At 51.2% G+C, this 14,932-nt stretch carries 12 protein-coding genes; 7 read left to right on the plus strand and 5 right to left on the minus strand.

Features of this window, described 5'->3' with window-relative positions; translation table 11 throughout:
• The first annotated feature begins 30 nt into the window (after positions 1-30).
• A complete protein-coding gene (locus ACQ76X_RS08910) occupies positions 31-1,341 on the plus strand; it encodes a PDZ domain-containing protein (protein ID WP_438493176.1) in 1,311 nt (436 codons plus the stop codon).
• A gap of 215 nt (positions 1,342-1,556) precedes the next feature.
• On the opposite strand, the gene ACQ76X_RS08915 is transcribed toward ACQ76X_RS08910, so the two are convergent.
• Together ACQ76X_RS08915 and ACQ76X_RS08920 are read right to left on the minus strand one after the other, a co-directional pair.
• Positions 1,557-2,213: a response regulator transcription factor gene (locus tag ACQ76X_RS08915; protein WP_438493077.1), complete on the minus strand. Its 657-nt coding sequence runs from the start codon at positions 2,211-2,213 to the stop codon at positions 1,557-1,559.
• A 65-nt stretch (positions 2,214-2,278) separates the two neighbouring features.
• Entirely contained in the window at positions 2,279-3,433 is a 1,155-nt protein-coding gene (locus ACQ76X_RS08920; protein ID WP_438493079.1) for a sensor histidine kinase, read from the minus strand.
• A gap of 448 nt (positions 3,434-3,881) precedes the next feature.
• Between ACQ76X_RS08920 and ACQ76X_RS08925 the strand changes: the two genes are divergently transcribed.
• The 6 genes from ACQ76X_RS08925 to ACQ76X_RS08950 all read left to right on the plus strand — a co-directional run bounded on the left by ACQ76X_RS08925 (position 3,882) and on the right by ACQ76X_RS08950 (position 11,860).
• On the plus strand, positions 3,882-4,817 hold the full coding sequence (locus ACQ76X_RS08925) for an ABC transporter ATP-binding protein (protein WP_438493081.1): 936 nt from the start codon (positions 3,882-3,884) through the stop codon (positions 4,815-4,817).
• Between the two features lie 17 nt (positions 4,818-4,834).
• The gene (locus ACQ76X_RS08930) at positions 4,835-5,998 is read left to right on the plus strand and encodes an ABC transporter permease (RefSeq protein WP_438493082.1); all 1,164 of its coding nucleotides are present in this window, start codon (positions 4,835-4,837) and stop codon (positions 5,996-5,998) included.
• Positions 5,991-7,154, plus strand: a complete 1,164-nt coding sequence (locus ACQ76X_RS08935) for an ABC transporter permease (protein WP_438493084.1) — start codon at positions 5,991-5,993, stop codon at positions 7,152-7,154. The genes ACQ76X_RS08930 and ACQ76X_RS08935 overlap by 8 nt, the downstream gene beginning before the upstream one ends.
• A 211-nt stretch (positions 7,155-7,365) precedes the next feature.
• Positions 7,366-7,689, plus strand: coding sequence for an L-rhamnose mutarotase (locus ACQ76X_RS08940; RefSeq protein ID WP_438493086.1), 324 nt, complete (start codon positions 7,366-7,368; stop codon positions 7,687-7,689).
• A gap of 359 nt (positions 7,690-8,048) precedes the next feature.
• A complete protein-coding gene (locus ACQ76X_RS08945) occupies positions 8,049-11,054 on the plus strand; it encodes an efflux RND transporter permease subunit (protein ID WP_438493088.1) in 3,006 nt (1,001 codons plus the stop codon).
• A gap of 410 nt (positions 11,055-11,464) precedes the next feature.
• Entirely contained in the window at positions 11,465-11,860 is a 396-nt protein-coding gene (locus tag ACQ76X_RS08950; RefSeq protein ID WP_341379972.1) for a hypothetical protein, read from the plus strand.
• 135 nt (positions 11,861-11,995) lie between these two features.
• Here ACQ76X_RS08950 and ACQ76X_RS08955 read toward each other — a convergent pair whose 3' ends face one another.
• The 3 genes from ACQ76X_RS08955 to ACQ76X_RS08965 are packed head-to-tail and all read right to left on the minus strand — an operon-like array spanning position 11,996 to position 14,653.
• Positions 11,996-12,793 carry an ABC transporter permease gene (locus tag ACQ76X_RS08955; RefSeq protein ID WP_438493090.1) on the minus strand — a complete coding sequence of 266 codons (798 nt, stop codon included), beginning with the start codon at positions 12,791-12,793 and terminating at the stop codon, positions 11,996-11,998.
• Positions 12,794-12,811: 18 nt separating this feature from the next.
• Positions 12,812-13,618: an ABC transporter permease gene (locus ACQ76X_RS08960; RefSeq protein WP_379147274.1), complete on the minus strand. Its 807-nt coding sequence runs from the start codon at positions 13,616-13,618 to the stop codon at positions 12,812-12,814.
• 18 nt (positions 13,619-13,636) lie between these two features.
• Positions 13,637-14,653 carry an ABC transporter ATP-binding protein gene (locus ACQ76X_RS08965; RefSeq protein ID WP_438493093.1) on the minus strand — a complete coding sequence of 339 codons (1,017 nt, stop codon included), beginning with the start codon at positions 14,651-14,653 and terminating at the stop codon, positions 13,637-13,639.
• Positions 14,654-14,932: the final 279 nt, after the last annotated feature.

Consider the following 14,932-nt stretch of genomic DNA (forward strand, 5'->3'; position numbering starts at 1 on the left):
ATAAGGAGTGTGACGAACGCATTGAATGTGATGACGGAACTGCTTACAAGCTGGGGGAATGCGGTCATACATCTGCTTCTTCAGCCTTATTACTATATCGCACTTATATTTATAGCACTGTATTACCGCAGGCAGGTTGCACTGGAGCGGAAGCTGATTCATGTGAAGCAGCATAGCTGGGGGAAGGAAACATGGCGGACGATCTGGAGCGGGCTGGTCATGGGGCTGCTCGTCTCGCTTGCCGCGGTCGCGCTGGGCATTTCACTGCACGGGGCTGCAGTAGCCCTCATTTGGGTGGTCAGCCTGGTGTTGATGTTGTTCCGTGTGCGGTTTTTATGCTTTGCCTATTCCATAGGCATATTGGGAATTGCGCAATTTGTGCTCTCCTTCTTTCCGGATAGCCTGCAGAGCGGCAGCGCAGGCACCTTCGCGACGGCGCTGCGGGATATGGATATCCCGGCTCTGCTGGTACTGGCCGCGCTGCTTCATCTCGCGGAGGCGCTGTTGGCGCGCTGGCAGGGCGCGCGCCTGGCAACCCCGCTCTTCCTGGCAGGGAAGCGCGGCAAGGTTGTCGGCGGCTATCAGCTGCAAGCCTTCTGGCCGCTGCCGTTGTTCCTGCTGATTCCCTCAGGCACGGGAATCGGCGACCTGCCCTGGCAGCCGCTGCTGGGCGGCGGCCTTGGGCTGGTCTCACTGCCGGTGATCATCGGCTTCAGCGAGATGACCCAGAGCATGCTGCCCGGGCGCAAGGCGGCCCGCACGGCAGGACGGCTGCTGTTATACAGCATCGTCCTGCTGGGCATTAGCCTGCTTGCGGCCTGGTGGAGCCCGCTGACCGTGCTCGCGGCGCTCGCCGCTGTTCTGCTGCACGAAGGCTTAAGCTGGTACAGCGCTCTGGAGGAGCGCAGTACCAGTCCCATCTTCGTGCATCCCCCGGCCGGCCGCAAGGTGCTTGCCGTGCTGCCGGACAGCCCCGCGCAGGAGATGGGCATCCTGCCGGGCGAGATTCTGCTGAAGGTCAACGGGGTCCTGTTGACCGAAGCGGCGCAGCTGCATGAAGCGCTGCGCATGAACCCGGCGTTCTGCAAGCTGGAGGTAAAGAACCGGGAAGGCGAGAGCAAATATCTGCAGCGGGCGATATATGACGGCGACCATCACCAGCTCGGGATGATTTTGGTGCCGGAGCCGGATGAATTGCGTACTGCTGAGGCCAAACCTTCCAGCATCTTCAGCATCATCGGGATGAAGAGCGGAACCCGTCGCCGCAGCCTTCCGGCAGATGGACTCAAGCGGACCAAACCTGCCGGAGCTGAGCCCAAACAGGAAAACACCGGAGGCTGACCTGCTGCAGAATTCGCAAGTGGTTGCATCCACACACATCAACTAAACCAATAAAAGGCCTGCATTCCCGCGTAACTGCGGGAGGCAGGCCTTTTTCTAATTGTACTGAGTAAATCTATGTATTCCTATCCATAGAGAAACCAGGAACGCCTCTCTGTCCGCGAACTACTTCTCCGTTCCACAACCGTTCTCTGTAACGTAAACCCGGCTGGCCATCACTTCTCCTGCTGTTTTTTCAAATAGAATATCGCAATCTGTGTCCGGTCGCGCAGTCCGAGCTTACTGAGAATATCGGTAATGTAGTTTTTCACGGTACCTTCACTTAAGAACAGCTTGGCGGCAATTTCTTTATTGGTAAGACCTTCGGCAATGGAAGCGACGACGGCCAGCTCCGCTTTGGTTAGGCCGAAGGATTCCAGCGGCCGGCCCTGTGCGGCCTCTGTACGTGAGGCGGGCTGCAGAAATCCGGCCATTTTGCGGGCGATGTCGGGGTGGATCAGCATGTTGCCTTCATGCACCGTCTTAATGCCCTGGATGATACGGTCCGGCGGGATGTTCTTGAGCAGATAGCCGCTGGCGCCGTTACGGAGTGCCTCAATGATATATTCATCATCATCAAAGGTGGTCAGCATGAGCACGGAGATATTGGGATAAGTCTCCTTGACGAGACGGGTGCCCTCCACGCCAGAGCAATTTGGCATTCGGATATCCATTAGTACCACATCTGTTTGCGGCAGCGACTGCAGCAAGGCTAATGCTTCATTGCCATCACCTGCTGCGCCAACAACCGCAATGTCGGGGTCCAGTCCTACCAGTACTTTAAGGCTTTCGCGGATAAAAGAGTCATCGTCAACAATTACTACATTAATCATAGCGGGCAAACTCCTTATCTCTAATTTATGATCACTTGCTGCACCCTACGGTTCTTCATGCAACGTTACCTAATCTCCACCTGCCTATAAACCGGCAGACGGGTAATTGCGGTGAATTGCGGCTCCGTACGCAGCTCCAGTGTTCCACCGATCAGGTTTGTCCGCTCGGTCATACCTTTCAGGCCCATGCCGCCGCTGCCCTGCATTCTTCGCAGCTGGTCGCCTTCGGGCCGTTTGCCGTTGTTGCCAACCTCCATCACAACCTCTTGCTCACTATAGGACAGTGTGATCCATACTGCCGCTGCTTTTCCGTGCCTTAGGGCGTTTGTGATGGCCTCCTGGGCATTTCTATAAAGTACGACCTGGGTACTTGGGTACAGCGGATAAGGATAACCATGAATGGAATACGTGGTTTCAATACCCGTATCCCGCCCGATTTCTTCCAGCAGGCGGTCCAGGGCATAAGCCCCTTCAAGCTGCGGAGCATAATTAATCCGTCTTACGGCAGCTCGCATATCGTCCATGCTGGCCGCGAGCTGATCGCGGATCTGGCCCATCATCTTCATTCCGGATTCAGGAGCAGCCGGCAAGGTATGAATGGCAGCTTCAACCATCATTTTGACCCGGATCAGCCTGTGGCCGATATCATCATGAAGCTGGCGGGAAATCCGTACCCGTTCCTCCGATTGTGCGGCATTCTCTACCTGAGAGGTGAACTGCAGCAGCCGGCTACGGGCTTCTTCCAGCTCAAAATGCTTGCGGCGCAGCTCATCATAGAGAAACTGCGTTTCCTCGCGGCCGCGGCCGGTCCGCAGCAGCAGTACATTAAGAAAAACAGCCAGCAGGAAGGTAAGATTCATCACTCCCCATTCAACAGGTGTTGATTGACTGAAGGCGATATTCAGGACAGCCAAATGAACGTAAGTGAATACGACGGATACCGTCTTTGACTGTTGCCGTGAATAATGCAGCAGCGCCGAGATGGCCGGGAATATCATCAGAGTACCATACTGGCGGCATAGCCAGGCCGTGAAGAGCAGTTCTATGCAGGCCAGCAGCGGCAGTAATTTCGGCAGCCGGTACTCAAGCGTCACCACAAGCAGCAGCAGCAGGAAATGCAGGGTGAATAATTCATAGTCGGCATAGTCGTAGATGTATATAGTGATCACCGCAGGGAGCAGAATGAGGCCGCAACGCAAAGAGTTCAGTTCTCTAATCAATAGAAGTCATCCTTTTTTCAATGGAATGCCCGAATCTATCATGTTTTATATAAGTTGAACTTTAGCTTACCGATCCGGCATAGAACGCAACTGCGGTGAATGTTTGGACTTCCGGCCGCTGTTGTCTACAGATTTCTCTTGATTTATACCGCTATTTGCGGTTGAAATCCGTAGACTGGTTATGCTTCTGAAGCGAGCTTTCCTACGGAAAGCTTTCAGGCGGTCACTATCGTTCCTACAGTTCCAAACTTCCCCTCCGCTGCTTTTGCCTCTAGGTAGTTCTTTATTTCATCTTATATTTTTGTTCTTATGTTTATCTTAGCATATTCCCCGGCCATTTCAGGAGATGACTTTAGTCACCCCAGAAGATGACCTTTCGTACCTTCGGTGATGTTGTTGGCGCGTTACAATAAGAGCATAGAGATTGAGGAACAGGGGAGATGAAGAGATGACACTTGCGGTACTCAGTAATGTAGTGAAACGGTACGACCAAAAATTAACGGTAGATCATGTGAATTTGAGCATCGAGGAAGGCGAGATTTTCGGTTTGCTCGGCCCAAACGGCGCCGGGAAAAGCACAACCATCAGTATGATCTGCGGCTTGCTGAAGCCTGACGGCGGCGAGATTATAATCGACGGGCTGTCGGTGGCAGCAGCTCCGCTAGAGGTGAAAAAAAGAATCGGTCTGGTTCCGCAGGAACTGGCCTTGTATGAAACGATGACGGCTGAGGAAAATGTGAGATTTTTTGGCAAGCTGTATGGCCTGCGCGGTAAGCTGCTGAAAGAACGGGTGGAAGAGGCGCTTGAATTCACCGGACTAAGCGACCGGACGAAGGATAAACCGGCCACCTTCTCCGGGGGAATGAAACGGCGGCTGAACATTGCCTGCGCGATCATGCACCGCCCGAAGCTGATCATTATGGATGAGCCTACGGTAGGCATTGATCCCCAATCGCGTAATCATATTCTCGAGTCGGTCAAGACGCTGAACAAGATGGGGTCGACCATCATTTACACCAGCCATTACATGGAGGAAGTCGAGGCGATTTGCGACCGTGTAGCAATCATGGATAAAGGTCATGTTATTGCCTGCGGCACAGAGAAAGAACTGCGGGAGAAGGTTGCCCATGAAGAAAAAATTGTCATCAAGGCTGTCAATATCTCGGCTGCCCTGATTAAAGAGCTTAGTCTTCACCCGCGGATTAACCGCGTCAAGGAAGTGGAGCAGGCGGTGGAGCTGTACCTTCCATCCTCACAGAGTGAGCTGCAGGACATTTTGTTTATCTTTTCCAGGCATGAGGGGATCATTGTCTCCCTGCATATCGAAGAGCCGGACCTGGAGACGTTGTTTCTGAGCCTGACCGGACGGACCTTGCGCGATTAAAGGAGGGGGAACCTGAAATGAACATTTTGATAATTGCGGTGTACGAACTGCGCAGGCTGACCCGTTCACGGTGGGTGCTGATGACTTTATTCCTGCTGCCGCTGGTGCTGATCTTCCTGCTTGGCGCGTCGCTCTCTGAGGTAGTGGGAGACAAAAAAGCTGAAACCATAGAGCCGGTGAAGGTAGCTGTAGTGAATGCCGGGGGGACAGGAAGTTCCGAGATGATGAAGGCCTTTTTGGAATCAGCCAATATCAAGGATTATATTATTCCCCATGAGGCCAAAACCAGGCAGGAAGCAGAGAGCGGGCTGCGGTCCGGGATCTACGGCTATGCGGTGATTGTGCCGAAAGCTTTTGACAGCGGAGTACAGAGCGGGGGGGAGGCTGAACTGGAATTCATTCTTGGCAAAGACCGGATGGATAATACCATTGCTGGAACAGCCTTTGATAATTTTCTCAGCATCATGAATTATAAGCAGGCCGCAGCGATGACCCTAGGACCGGAAGCTGTTGCCGCCGGAGCTGATTCCCACCGAGAAGGGACAGCCGTAAAACTTGGCGATTTGAGTAATGGAGGAAGAACTTACACGGCCTCGCAATTTTATGCAGCATCAATGCTGCTGATGTTTCTGCTGTATAGCGGCCTTACGGTGACTCATTCGCTGTTCAGCGAGAAGGACAATCACACGCTTTATAGAATCAACTCCATGCCGGTTAAAGGGTCGGATTTGTTTATAGGAAAAATGCTGGGCATTGCGATTGTTACCATGGTTCAATGTGCGGCCATCATTCTGTTGTCTCATTGGCTGTTCGGCGTATATTGGGGCAATCGTCCGGGTCTGCTGGCGCTGTTCTGCCTGCTGATGATCCTCGCATCCCTGACCTTTTCCGTGATTGTATGCATGTTCAGCAAAAAAGAGACAGAAGCCACGAGTATCATCAATGTCATTACAGTAGGCATGACCTTTCTTAGCGGCGGCATGGCTCCGCTTCCTGATTCCTGGGTGAACAGTATTGGTGCGTTTACACTTAATCATTGGACACTGCAAGCCGTAATCCGAATGATGCTGCATTCAGATCTAGAGCAGATTCTGCCGAATTTATGGATGCTGCTGCTGATCTGCCTGATTCTATTCGTTGCGGCAATTCTCTCATACCGGAAGGTGGGATACCGTGAATAACATATTTACGATTGGCTGGAATATGGTCAAGCGAACGATAGGTTCCCGCAAAGGGCTGCTGCTGCATATCCTGTTGCCCTCTTTAGTGGTAGCCGGTATTGTCTCCGTTACCGGCGGCATGGAAGATAGCGCGGCGGTTCTGCTGTATACCAACAAGGATACCGGAGCAGCCGGGAATCATCTGATTGTTGAACTGGAAAATAGCGGGGATTACAAGCTTATCGAGCGCAGCGATGAGGCTGATTTGAAGGAAGGTGTCACCTCGCAGGACGGTGCGGCCGGATTGTGGATTCCGGAGGGCTTTACCTCGGGAATTCTGCAGGGGAAAGCGCCGCAGCTCACCGTATATGAGCTGAAGACGACAGAGGATTCTATACTAATCAAGATGAAAACCGATGCTGTCGCTGTAGAAATGCTGTCAACCGCAGCTACGGTGAGAAAGGCTTCTGCAACCGGGAGTACGGATTCGGAGGAGAGATTCACCGCGATTCTGAAGCAGGCGGAAGAGCATAATGTAGGCAGTATCCGAACCGACTATAATCTGTACCCGCGGCAGACACTGGGTGTTATTACAGGTATGACACTGATGTTTCTGATGAGCCTCGTGACCAGCAGCGTGTCGTTGATTATGGCGGACCGCAGGGGGCGGACGATGATGCGGATGTTCAGCGCACCGGTACGTTCCTATGAAATTGCGCTCGGCAATTTCCTCGGCAGCTTTATGGTAGGACTGATCCAGATCGCTGTTGTGCTATCGCTGGGCAAGTGGGTGCTCCGTTATGATTATGAGGTGCCAATGTATTTGTACTTCCTGGTCCTCGCTGCATTCATGCTCGTATCCATGGGAATCGCCGGTACGGTGGCGGGTCTGATCCGGAATCCGAACAATACCGGGATGCTGAATACGCTGATTCTTACACCGACCTGCATGCTGGGCGGCTGCTTCTGGCCGCTGTCCATCATGCCGGATTACATGCAGAAGGCGGCCAATTTCATGCCGCAGAAATGGGCAATTCAAGCGGTGGACATCGCCGCAGCCGGTGGAGGCTGGGATGAGCTATGGCTGCCCTTTGCCATTCTGGGCCTGATGGCCGTTATTCTGCTGGCCATCGGCTCCGCGATTCTTCGCCCTAATGAAGCGGGGATCAACGCGTAGGAAGAATGAACTGTAACACAAAGCCTTTATTTCTCACAGCAGCAGAAGAGGGACTGCTGCTGGCGGGGGATAAAGGCTCTTCGTTCTGAATGATCCTCTGATTACCCAATATTCCCCATAAAAAGAGTTGCTAAAGTTATGATGGAAGCGGTATCATTAAATCTTGCGAAGCAAGTTTTAATGCTAACAAAACTTTTGGGAGGTCGGGAAGATGAGCAGCAACAAGTTGGCTTGGACCTGGAAGGTGAAGGAAGAGTACCTGGAGGAATATGTGGCGATGCACCTGAACCCTTGGCCGGAAATCCTTGAGGAGCACAGCAAAGCGGGAATCAGCAATTATTCGATCTTCCAGAACGGCAATCAGTTCTTCTACTGCTTTGAATGTGACGACAAAGAGGCGGCTTTTGCCTACATTGCCCAGAGCGATGCCTGCAACCGGTGGAACGCCATTACCTCTAAAATGGTTGAGGGCTCCTTTGATTTTAACGAAGAAACACCGATGGAGCCGCTCCGCGAGGTATTTTATTTGAAATAGTACGGTTGCTCATATAAACATTTTCTTGATCAACCGAATATTTGTTTGAATTTGAAGAAGCCTGTCCATATGGGCTTCTTTTTTGTTTTTTATGGAAAGATTGTACTGGCGGTTTGGGGCAGAGCGAGTGGATTATTTAGGTTTATATTGTGTTGCTTCGGCCGGGCTTTGGCTTATTTGGAGGGGCTCAATCCCGGGAATGGGATCACCTCCGCCTCGGGACTGAGCGCGAAACCCTTCGTTGGGCGGTTTTGACTTCGGCTAAAAGCTACTACACTAAAGCAGGAAAGCAATGCTTGATACATAAGGGATCAGTCTTAAAGAGAGCAATCAATAATGGAGTGGAAGGGGAAAAAGAAATGACATGGTTAACGAAATGGTCGTTTGGCAATAAGGGGGCGGTAGGTCTTCTAGTTGTCATGGCACTGGTGGTGGGGATAATGAGCTACACCTCGCTGCCGATGGAATTCATGCCGGAGGCCGATAATCCACAGATCACGGTTACAGTGCTTGGACCCGGCCAGGATGCGCATTCGATGGAAACTTCGGTTACCAAGCCGATTGAGGCGGCGACCTCTCAGGTGAAGGGCAAGACCGAACAAATGTCTACCTCCGGAGACGGATATGCCAAGGTAGACATATATTTTGACGGCAAGTCTGATATGAAGGAGGCGGCGCAGGAAGTCGAGAAAGCTGTGGGTACGCTGCAGTTTCCCGAAGGTGTGATGGACCCGTTCATCATTCAGCTGAACACCTCAATGATTCCTGTCTCCCAGCTTACGTTGTCGTTCGATGATGGGCTCACCAAGGATAACCTTGAGATTGCCGAGAATACCATCATCCCTGAGCTGCAGAAGATCGAAGGGGTAGCCAGCGTAGCTTTGTATGGCAAGACAGCTCCTCAAGTTAGAGTGAAGCTTGATCCGAAGGCGTTGGCCGCAAAAGGGGTAACCACTGCGCAGGTATTGGGGCTGCTTCAGGGGCGCAATGTTTCCGCCTCCATCGGCGAGCAGACGATCGGCGGCCAGACGGGGAATGTGAATGTAATCTCCTCGATAGACAGTATAGATACCTTGAAGCAGCTGCCGGTCGGGGCTGGAGCAAAGCTGCAGGATATTGCCGCTGTTGAGGCCAAGATAGACCAGGAGAGCGTCAGCCGCTCCAATGGTAAAGATGTGCTGTTCGTCGTAATTACCAAGGAAGCGAATGCCAATGCAGTGGATGTCGGCGATAAGGTGCGCAGCGCTGCAGACGATATCAATGACAGAATTAAAAATGCCGAGGCCTCCGTCATTTTCAGCACCTCTGATATGGTGGTCACCTCCGTCAACAGCATGATGCGTGAAGTCCTGCTCGGTGCGTTGTTTGCGACAATCGTAATCCTGCTGTTCCTGCGTAACATCCGGGCTACGCTGATCACGGCGATATCCATTCCGCTGTCCCTGGCGGTTACCCTTTACCTGCTTAAGGTATCGGGAATTACCCTGAACATCGTTACCTTGGGCGGGGTTGCCGTTGCTGTCGGACGGCTGGTGGATGACAGCATCGTGGTCATTGAGAATATTTACCGGCGTATGCAGAAGGAACCCTTGTCCCGTGATATGGTGATCAGCGCAACCCGCGAGGTGGCCAGAGCCATAACCAGCTCAACGCTTGCTACGGTGGCGGTATTCCTGCCGATGGGGCTGCTGCGCGGCGGACTGCAGGCTTTCTTGCTTCCGTTTGCCTTGACGGTAACTTACTCCTTGCTGACTTCGCTTGTTGTGGCGCTGACTGTCGTTCCGCTGCTAAGCTCCTGGCTGCTGCGCGGCTCTTCCCTGAAGGAACATGAGCCCGCCGGATGGTTCACCCGTTTTCTCGATTGGAATCTGCAGCGCAAATGGCTCACGCTGAGCCTGGGTCTGGTGCTGTTAGTCGGCTCTATTGGCGCTTATATTGCTATGCCGAAGGCCGCGCTGGATGCTAGCGATGCCAGCAATGTATCCGTTCAACTGGTATATCCGAATGATGTTCCGGTCGCGGAGGTGTTGAAGAATGGCAAGTTGCTGGAGCAGGAGCTGATGAACCAGCCGCAGGCCCAGACGGTCATCATGCAATCCGGGAACAGTGCCGATTCGGCGAAATGGGGCAGTGTTACCTCGCTGACCCAGGTGGATTATACAGTAATGATCAAAGAAGGAACGGATGCGCAGGTGTTTTTGGATCAAGTCCGTAGTCTTCAGGCTTCCTATACGGGGGCAACGCTGACCGCAAATGAAGCCAGCATGATGGGCTCAAGCTCCACCAGTGAATATGTCGATATTGTCGGCAATGATGTCGCAGCTATCAATACAATTGCTGAAGAGGTCGCCGCCAAGGTGAAGAGTATAGAAGGTGTGCAAAAGGTCGGCAGCAACATGGAGGATACCAAGCCGGTATTTGCCTTCAAGGTGAATCCTGCTGAAGCTGACGCCCAAGAAATCTCCATGCAGCTGGGGGCGATGCTCAATCCGGTTCCGCTGGGACAGATCGAGTTGGACGGTTCTCCTGCCGGCGTTATCCTTGAACCTGTTATTCAGGCGGAATCACAGGAAGACCTGAAGAATATGACCATCATGACCGCCGCTGGTCCGCAGCCATTGTCGCAAGTGGCAGCCCTTGAGGTCACGGATCAGCCAGCCATGCTGTACCATAAGGACGGCAAGCCTTATGTGCGGATTACCGCAGAAGTGGATCCGAAGAAGGTATCGGCCATCGGTGCCGATATTAAAAAGCAGACAGACGGCATAACGCTGCCGGACGGTGTAACTCTGTTCGCAGGCGGAGCATCGGCAGACCAGGCCGGGGACTTCGGTGACCTTGGAATGACGGCGCTGATCTCAATCGGCCTAGTGTACCTGATTATGGTGCTCACCTTTAAGACGCTGCGTGCACCACTGGCAATTATGTTCTCGTTGCCGCTTGCAGCCATCGGAGCGATTGTAGCCCTGATCATATCCGGGGTAACCCCTGACTTCACCGCGTTGTTCGGTGCATTGATGCTGATTGGCATCGTGGTCACAAATGCGGTGGTGCTGATCGACCGCATCAAGCAGAATGAAGCGCATATGTCGATCCGCGAGTCCATTCTCGAAGCAACCGGCACACGGATGCGCCCGATTCTAATGACGGCGATTGCCACTGTCTGCGCCATGTTACCGCTGCTCTTCGGACATTCCGAGCAGGGCAGCATTGTCTCGCAGAGTCTGGCCATCGTAGTAATCGGCGGATTAACCGCAGCCACTCTGCTGACGCTGCTGGTCGTGCCGGCCATCTACGAGCTGCTGTACTTCCGCAAATCTGCCAAGGAACGTAAAAAGGCGGCAAAATCTGCGGTTGCAGCATAGGCCGAACAAGGCAGGGAAGGCTTGTATCAGTGACAATTAAAGTCTTAGCCTGTATTCCACACTTCCATTACGGAATGGTGGAGTTCACGAGCTAAGACTTTTTCATTTATCCTTATAAAATATTTACAATCAATAATATACATATAAAAACAAAATTTCCTACTGAATTATGTAAAATAATATGATTTTTTGTGTAAATATATAGTTTTAACACATATTAATATATAAAATACTTGTTTTTCCATGGGAATATATGTATGATTAATCTTGTAATAAAATAATAGGCGAGGGGGGAAGTTATTCTTTTCGCTACACAATTTCTATCGCCCGGTTTAGTAGTATTCTTGTAAGCTGCAAGGATATGGTGAAGGATTCATTCCAACTCAAATTACTAAAGGAGATGTTTAATTGTGAAAAAGTTTCAAAAAACAGCAGTTGCCGCACTTTCTTCCATGGCTTTGCTCTTAGGATCTGTACCGGCTGCGTTCGCAGATGAAGCCGTTACTCCTGCTGCTGCTCCTGCGGCACAGGAAGTTCAGGCAGCGAGCGGAGTTGTTACACCGCTGGCAACACTTTACGGTTCAGTAGGAACTCCTACTACGGATATATATTTCAATGGCGTTTATACAGTCGAGATTCAAGGCGAACCAGGCGGTAATTACGTAATCTATGCCATCGATCCCAGTAACAATTGGTACTATAGAACAGAGATTATTGGTTCAGGTAAGTATACAAGCCAATTATGGGGCTATCATAAAATTTATGTAACTTCAAGTTTCGGAGGGAACTTTAAAGTTATCTATTAATAATTATTGATTGATTTTAACGTAATCGTAATTACTATCTTCATATAAACGTCAAAACCCCACCGGCCCAAATGGACAAGTGGGGTTTTTAGTATTTTCATTCTGCTCTTTAATAATCAGTCCGCTCTTTGCGGCTCAATTCCCCGTGCTTTCATACCGTGACAGCCCGAAGCGGAAAATGCCGTAGGCCGCAGCTGCACTTCCTATCGCAGCTACCGGGGCCAGCATCCACCAGCCGGACCATTCGCTTTTGCCAAAAATATATGTCGCCGGATAAAAGCTGATAAATGCATAAGGAAGCACGGTAGAAATAAACACCCGCACGGCCTGCGGGAACAGCGTGATCGGATATTTGGCCAGGTCGGCCAAATTATGCACCATTAAGGGAAAGGCATTGCCGGCATTGCGGATCCAGAAGGCTGCCGAATTTCCAGCCAGATTGATCGATACGCGGATAACTACTGCTGTCACAAGGAGCAGGGCAATAATTATGATTTTGCCAAAGGTCCAGTGGAGATGGGTGTGGACCAGCGATTGCCAGACAATAACGCCGCCGATCAGCAGATTTCCGAGGCCGTTAATGCCGATGCCGGTACAGAACACCTGAAGCACGACAGGCACCGGCCGCAGCAGATAACGGTCCATTTCTCCCATGTTGACCAATCTGCCCATACGCCAGGTCCCCTCGAAGAACAGGGAGGCAATGCCTTCGGTCAGAAAGATCATCGCGTACATAAAGGTGACTTCCCAGAACTGCCAGCCGTTGATGTCGGGAATCCGGTCATAGATGACCCAGAGGAAGACGAATCCCAGCACCTGTGTTAAGGCAGCTGAACACATTAGGATATAGAAATCCTTATTATATTCCATGATGGCTTTTAACTGCTGTATGTAGAGCCTTTTGTATAGATAGAACATGCGTGATAACTTCATGCTTCGCTCTCCTTCCGCCTAACCTCCATGAATCGTTACCTGACGTACTGCCCAGTTCCACATGCATTTTCCGGCAATCCAGAGTGCAATCCCCCAGAAGAATTGCAGGCCGATCAGCCTGACGCTCTCCCAAGTGTCCGCCTGTTCCAGAAAGATCATCGTCGGTGTGTGAATAATGCTCTGAAAAGGCAGGAATAATGCGAGCTTCTCCAGCCAATCCGGGAAAAAGGCCAAGGGTACCAGCGCTCCGGATAGCAGGTTAGTCAGGGCGATTCTTGTCCAGACAATACCCATGGAGCCGGTCGACCAGAAGCATAATAATGCCGCAAGATAGACAACGCCGAACTTTACCAGGATCGCTCCGAGCAGACTGACTGCGAACAGCAGATAGACCAGGGCCGACTGCGGGAAGGTTACACCGGTCAGGAAGGTGGCAAACAGAACGAGCAACACCGTGCTCATTCCTCCCTCAAGCAGGCTGGAGCCCAAGGTTTCCGCAAATCTTGCGCTTTGAAAATCAATGGGCTTAAGCAAATCTACGGCAACGCTCCCGTCGAGGATTTTGCCGGAAATAGATGTTTCGGAATACCAGGACAACACAGAGTTGGCCAGAAAGGTAACGAGCAAGTAGGTTTTCATCTGGTCCCACGAATACCCGCCTACGATATCGCGGCCGCTATAAATGCCCTGCCATAAAAAGTAGATTGCCAGCAGATTGATCGAATTGGCCAGAAAGGTGATCACGTAAGAAGTACGGTAAGCGAGAACATTTTGCAAGGACCGGTTGGCAATACTTCTGTATTTCTTAAGATTGGGTACAGGCATGACTGCGTTCGCTCCTCCTTATGCACCGGTTTCGTTCAGGTTCAGATTTCCGTCGTATACGGCTTTGATGACTTGCTCGATATTGGCATCCTCCATCCGGAAGTCAATCACCTCGCCATGTTTCATCACCCGGCTGACCACTTCGCTGGCGGTATATTCATAACGGTCAAAGGATACGGAGAACTCCTGATCATTCTGCAAGTCCAGCTTCATTCCCGGAGTCTGTGAGAGCTGCTGGTACAGCTCGGGCAATGGCGAGCCCACCTGGAAGAAGATCACCCGGTTTCTGGCGAAACGGGATTTGACTTCACTTAAGCTGCCGTCATAGATAATGGAGCCGTGGTCGATGATAATCAGCCGTTTGCACAGGTCCTCAATATCACCCAGATCGTGGGTCGTCAGCATAACTGTAGTCTGCTGCTCTTGGTTGATCTTTTTGATGAATTCGCGGATCTTCTGCTTCACGGAGACGTCGAGGCCAATCGTCGGTTCATCCAGATACACAATCGGCGGGTTATGTAATAAAGCAGCAGCCAGATCCGCTCGCATACGTTGGCCGAGGGAGAGCTTCCGGGCGGATAAGTGAATAAATTCACGCATACCCAGCATCTCAATAAACATCTCCAAGTTGGTCTTGTACACAGCCTCGGGGATCTGATAAATATCCTTCAGCAGGGAAAAGGACTCCACAATCGGAATATCCCACCACAGCTGTGTGCGCTGCCCGAACACCGCTCCGATCTGGGCGGCATTCTCCATTCTTTTCCGGTATGGATTGATACCGTTTACAGAAATACTGCCCGCGGTAGGCATCAGTATGCCGGTCAGCATTTTGATCGTGGTAGACTTGCCTGCACCGTTCGGCCCGACATAGGCCACCGTCTCACCTGCCTCGATGTTAAGGTCCAGCGAATGCACCGCCATCTTCTCAATATGCCTGGGGATCAGCAGATGTTTGACCGCGCCTTTGAGGCCGGGCTCCTTCACCGCCTGCATAAACGACTTGCTCAGTCCGTTAGCTTCAATAATACTCAAGGGTCATCCTCCTTCAGTGTTGATATTCTATAAAAAGGCGTGTTCCGTTAATATAGCATTGCTGTAATGTCGAAAACTATCACAATAAATCGAAAGAATAATATTTTTATTAGTTTATGACGAATCCTGCAAAAAAACCTCTGTCTGATGAACATGCGGATTTTATAGTGGAGCTTTATCTGTCCATCATAGACAATCTAATGATGCATGTTCTTACTTCTCTGATTTATGTTATAATACGTTTTTCTAAAATCGATTATAATAGATTATGGTAAAAAT

This window comes from Paenibacillus sp. IHBB 3054, from assembly GCF_051594305.1.
Classification (GTDB): domain Bacteria; phylum Bacillota; class Bacilli; order Paenibacillales; family Paenibacillaceae; genus Paenibacillus_AQ.

Bases quoted from the DNA above. Each gene is read 5' to 3' on its own strand.
- ACQ76X_RS08945 (WP_438493088.1), top strand. From the start codon at position 8,049: ATGACATGGTTAACGAAATGGTCGTTTGGCAATAAGGGGGCGGTAGGT.
- ACQ76X_RS08930 (WP_438493082.1), top strand. From the start codon at position 4,835: ATGAACATTTTGATAATTGCGGTGTACGAACTGCGCAGGCTGACCCGT.
- ACQ76X_RS08915 (WP_438493077.1), bottom strand. From the start codon at position 2,213: ATGATTAATGTAGTAATTGTTGACGATGACTCTTTTATCCGCGAAAGC.
- ACQ76X_RS08960 (WP_379147274.1), bottom strand. From the start codon at position 13,618: ATGCCTGTACCCAATCTTAAGAAATACAGAAGTATTGCCAACCGGTCC.
- ACQ76X_RS08925 (WP_438493081.1), top strand. From the start codon at position 3,882: ATGACACTTGCGGTACTCAGTAATGTAGTGAAACGGTACGACCAAAAA.
- ACQ76X_RS08940 (WP_438493086.1), top strand. From the start codon at position 7,366: ATGAGCAGCAACAAGTTGGCTTGGACCTGGAAGGTGAAGGAAGAGTAC.
- ACQ76X_RS08955 (WP_438493090.1), bottom strand. From the start codon at position 12,793: ATGAAGTTATCACGCATGTTCTATCTATACAAAAGGCTCTACATACAG.
- ACQ76X_RS08910 (WP_438493176.1), top strand. From the start codon at position 31: ATGACGGAACTGCTTACAAGCTGGGGGAATGCGGTCATACATCTGCTT.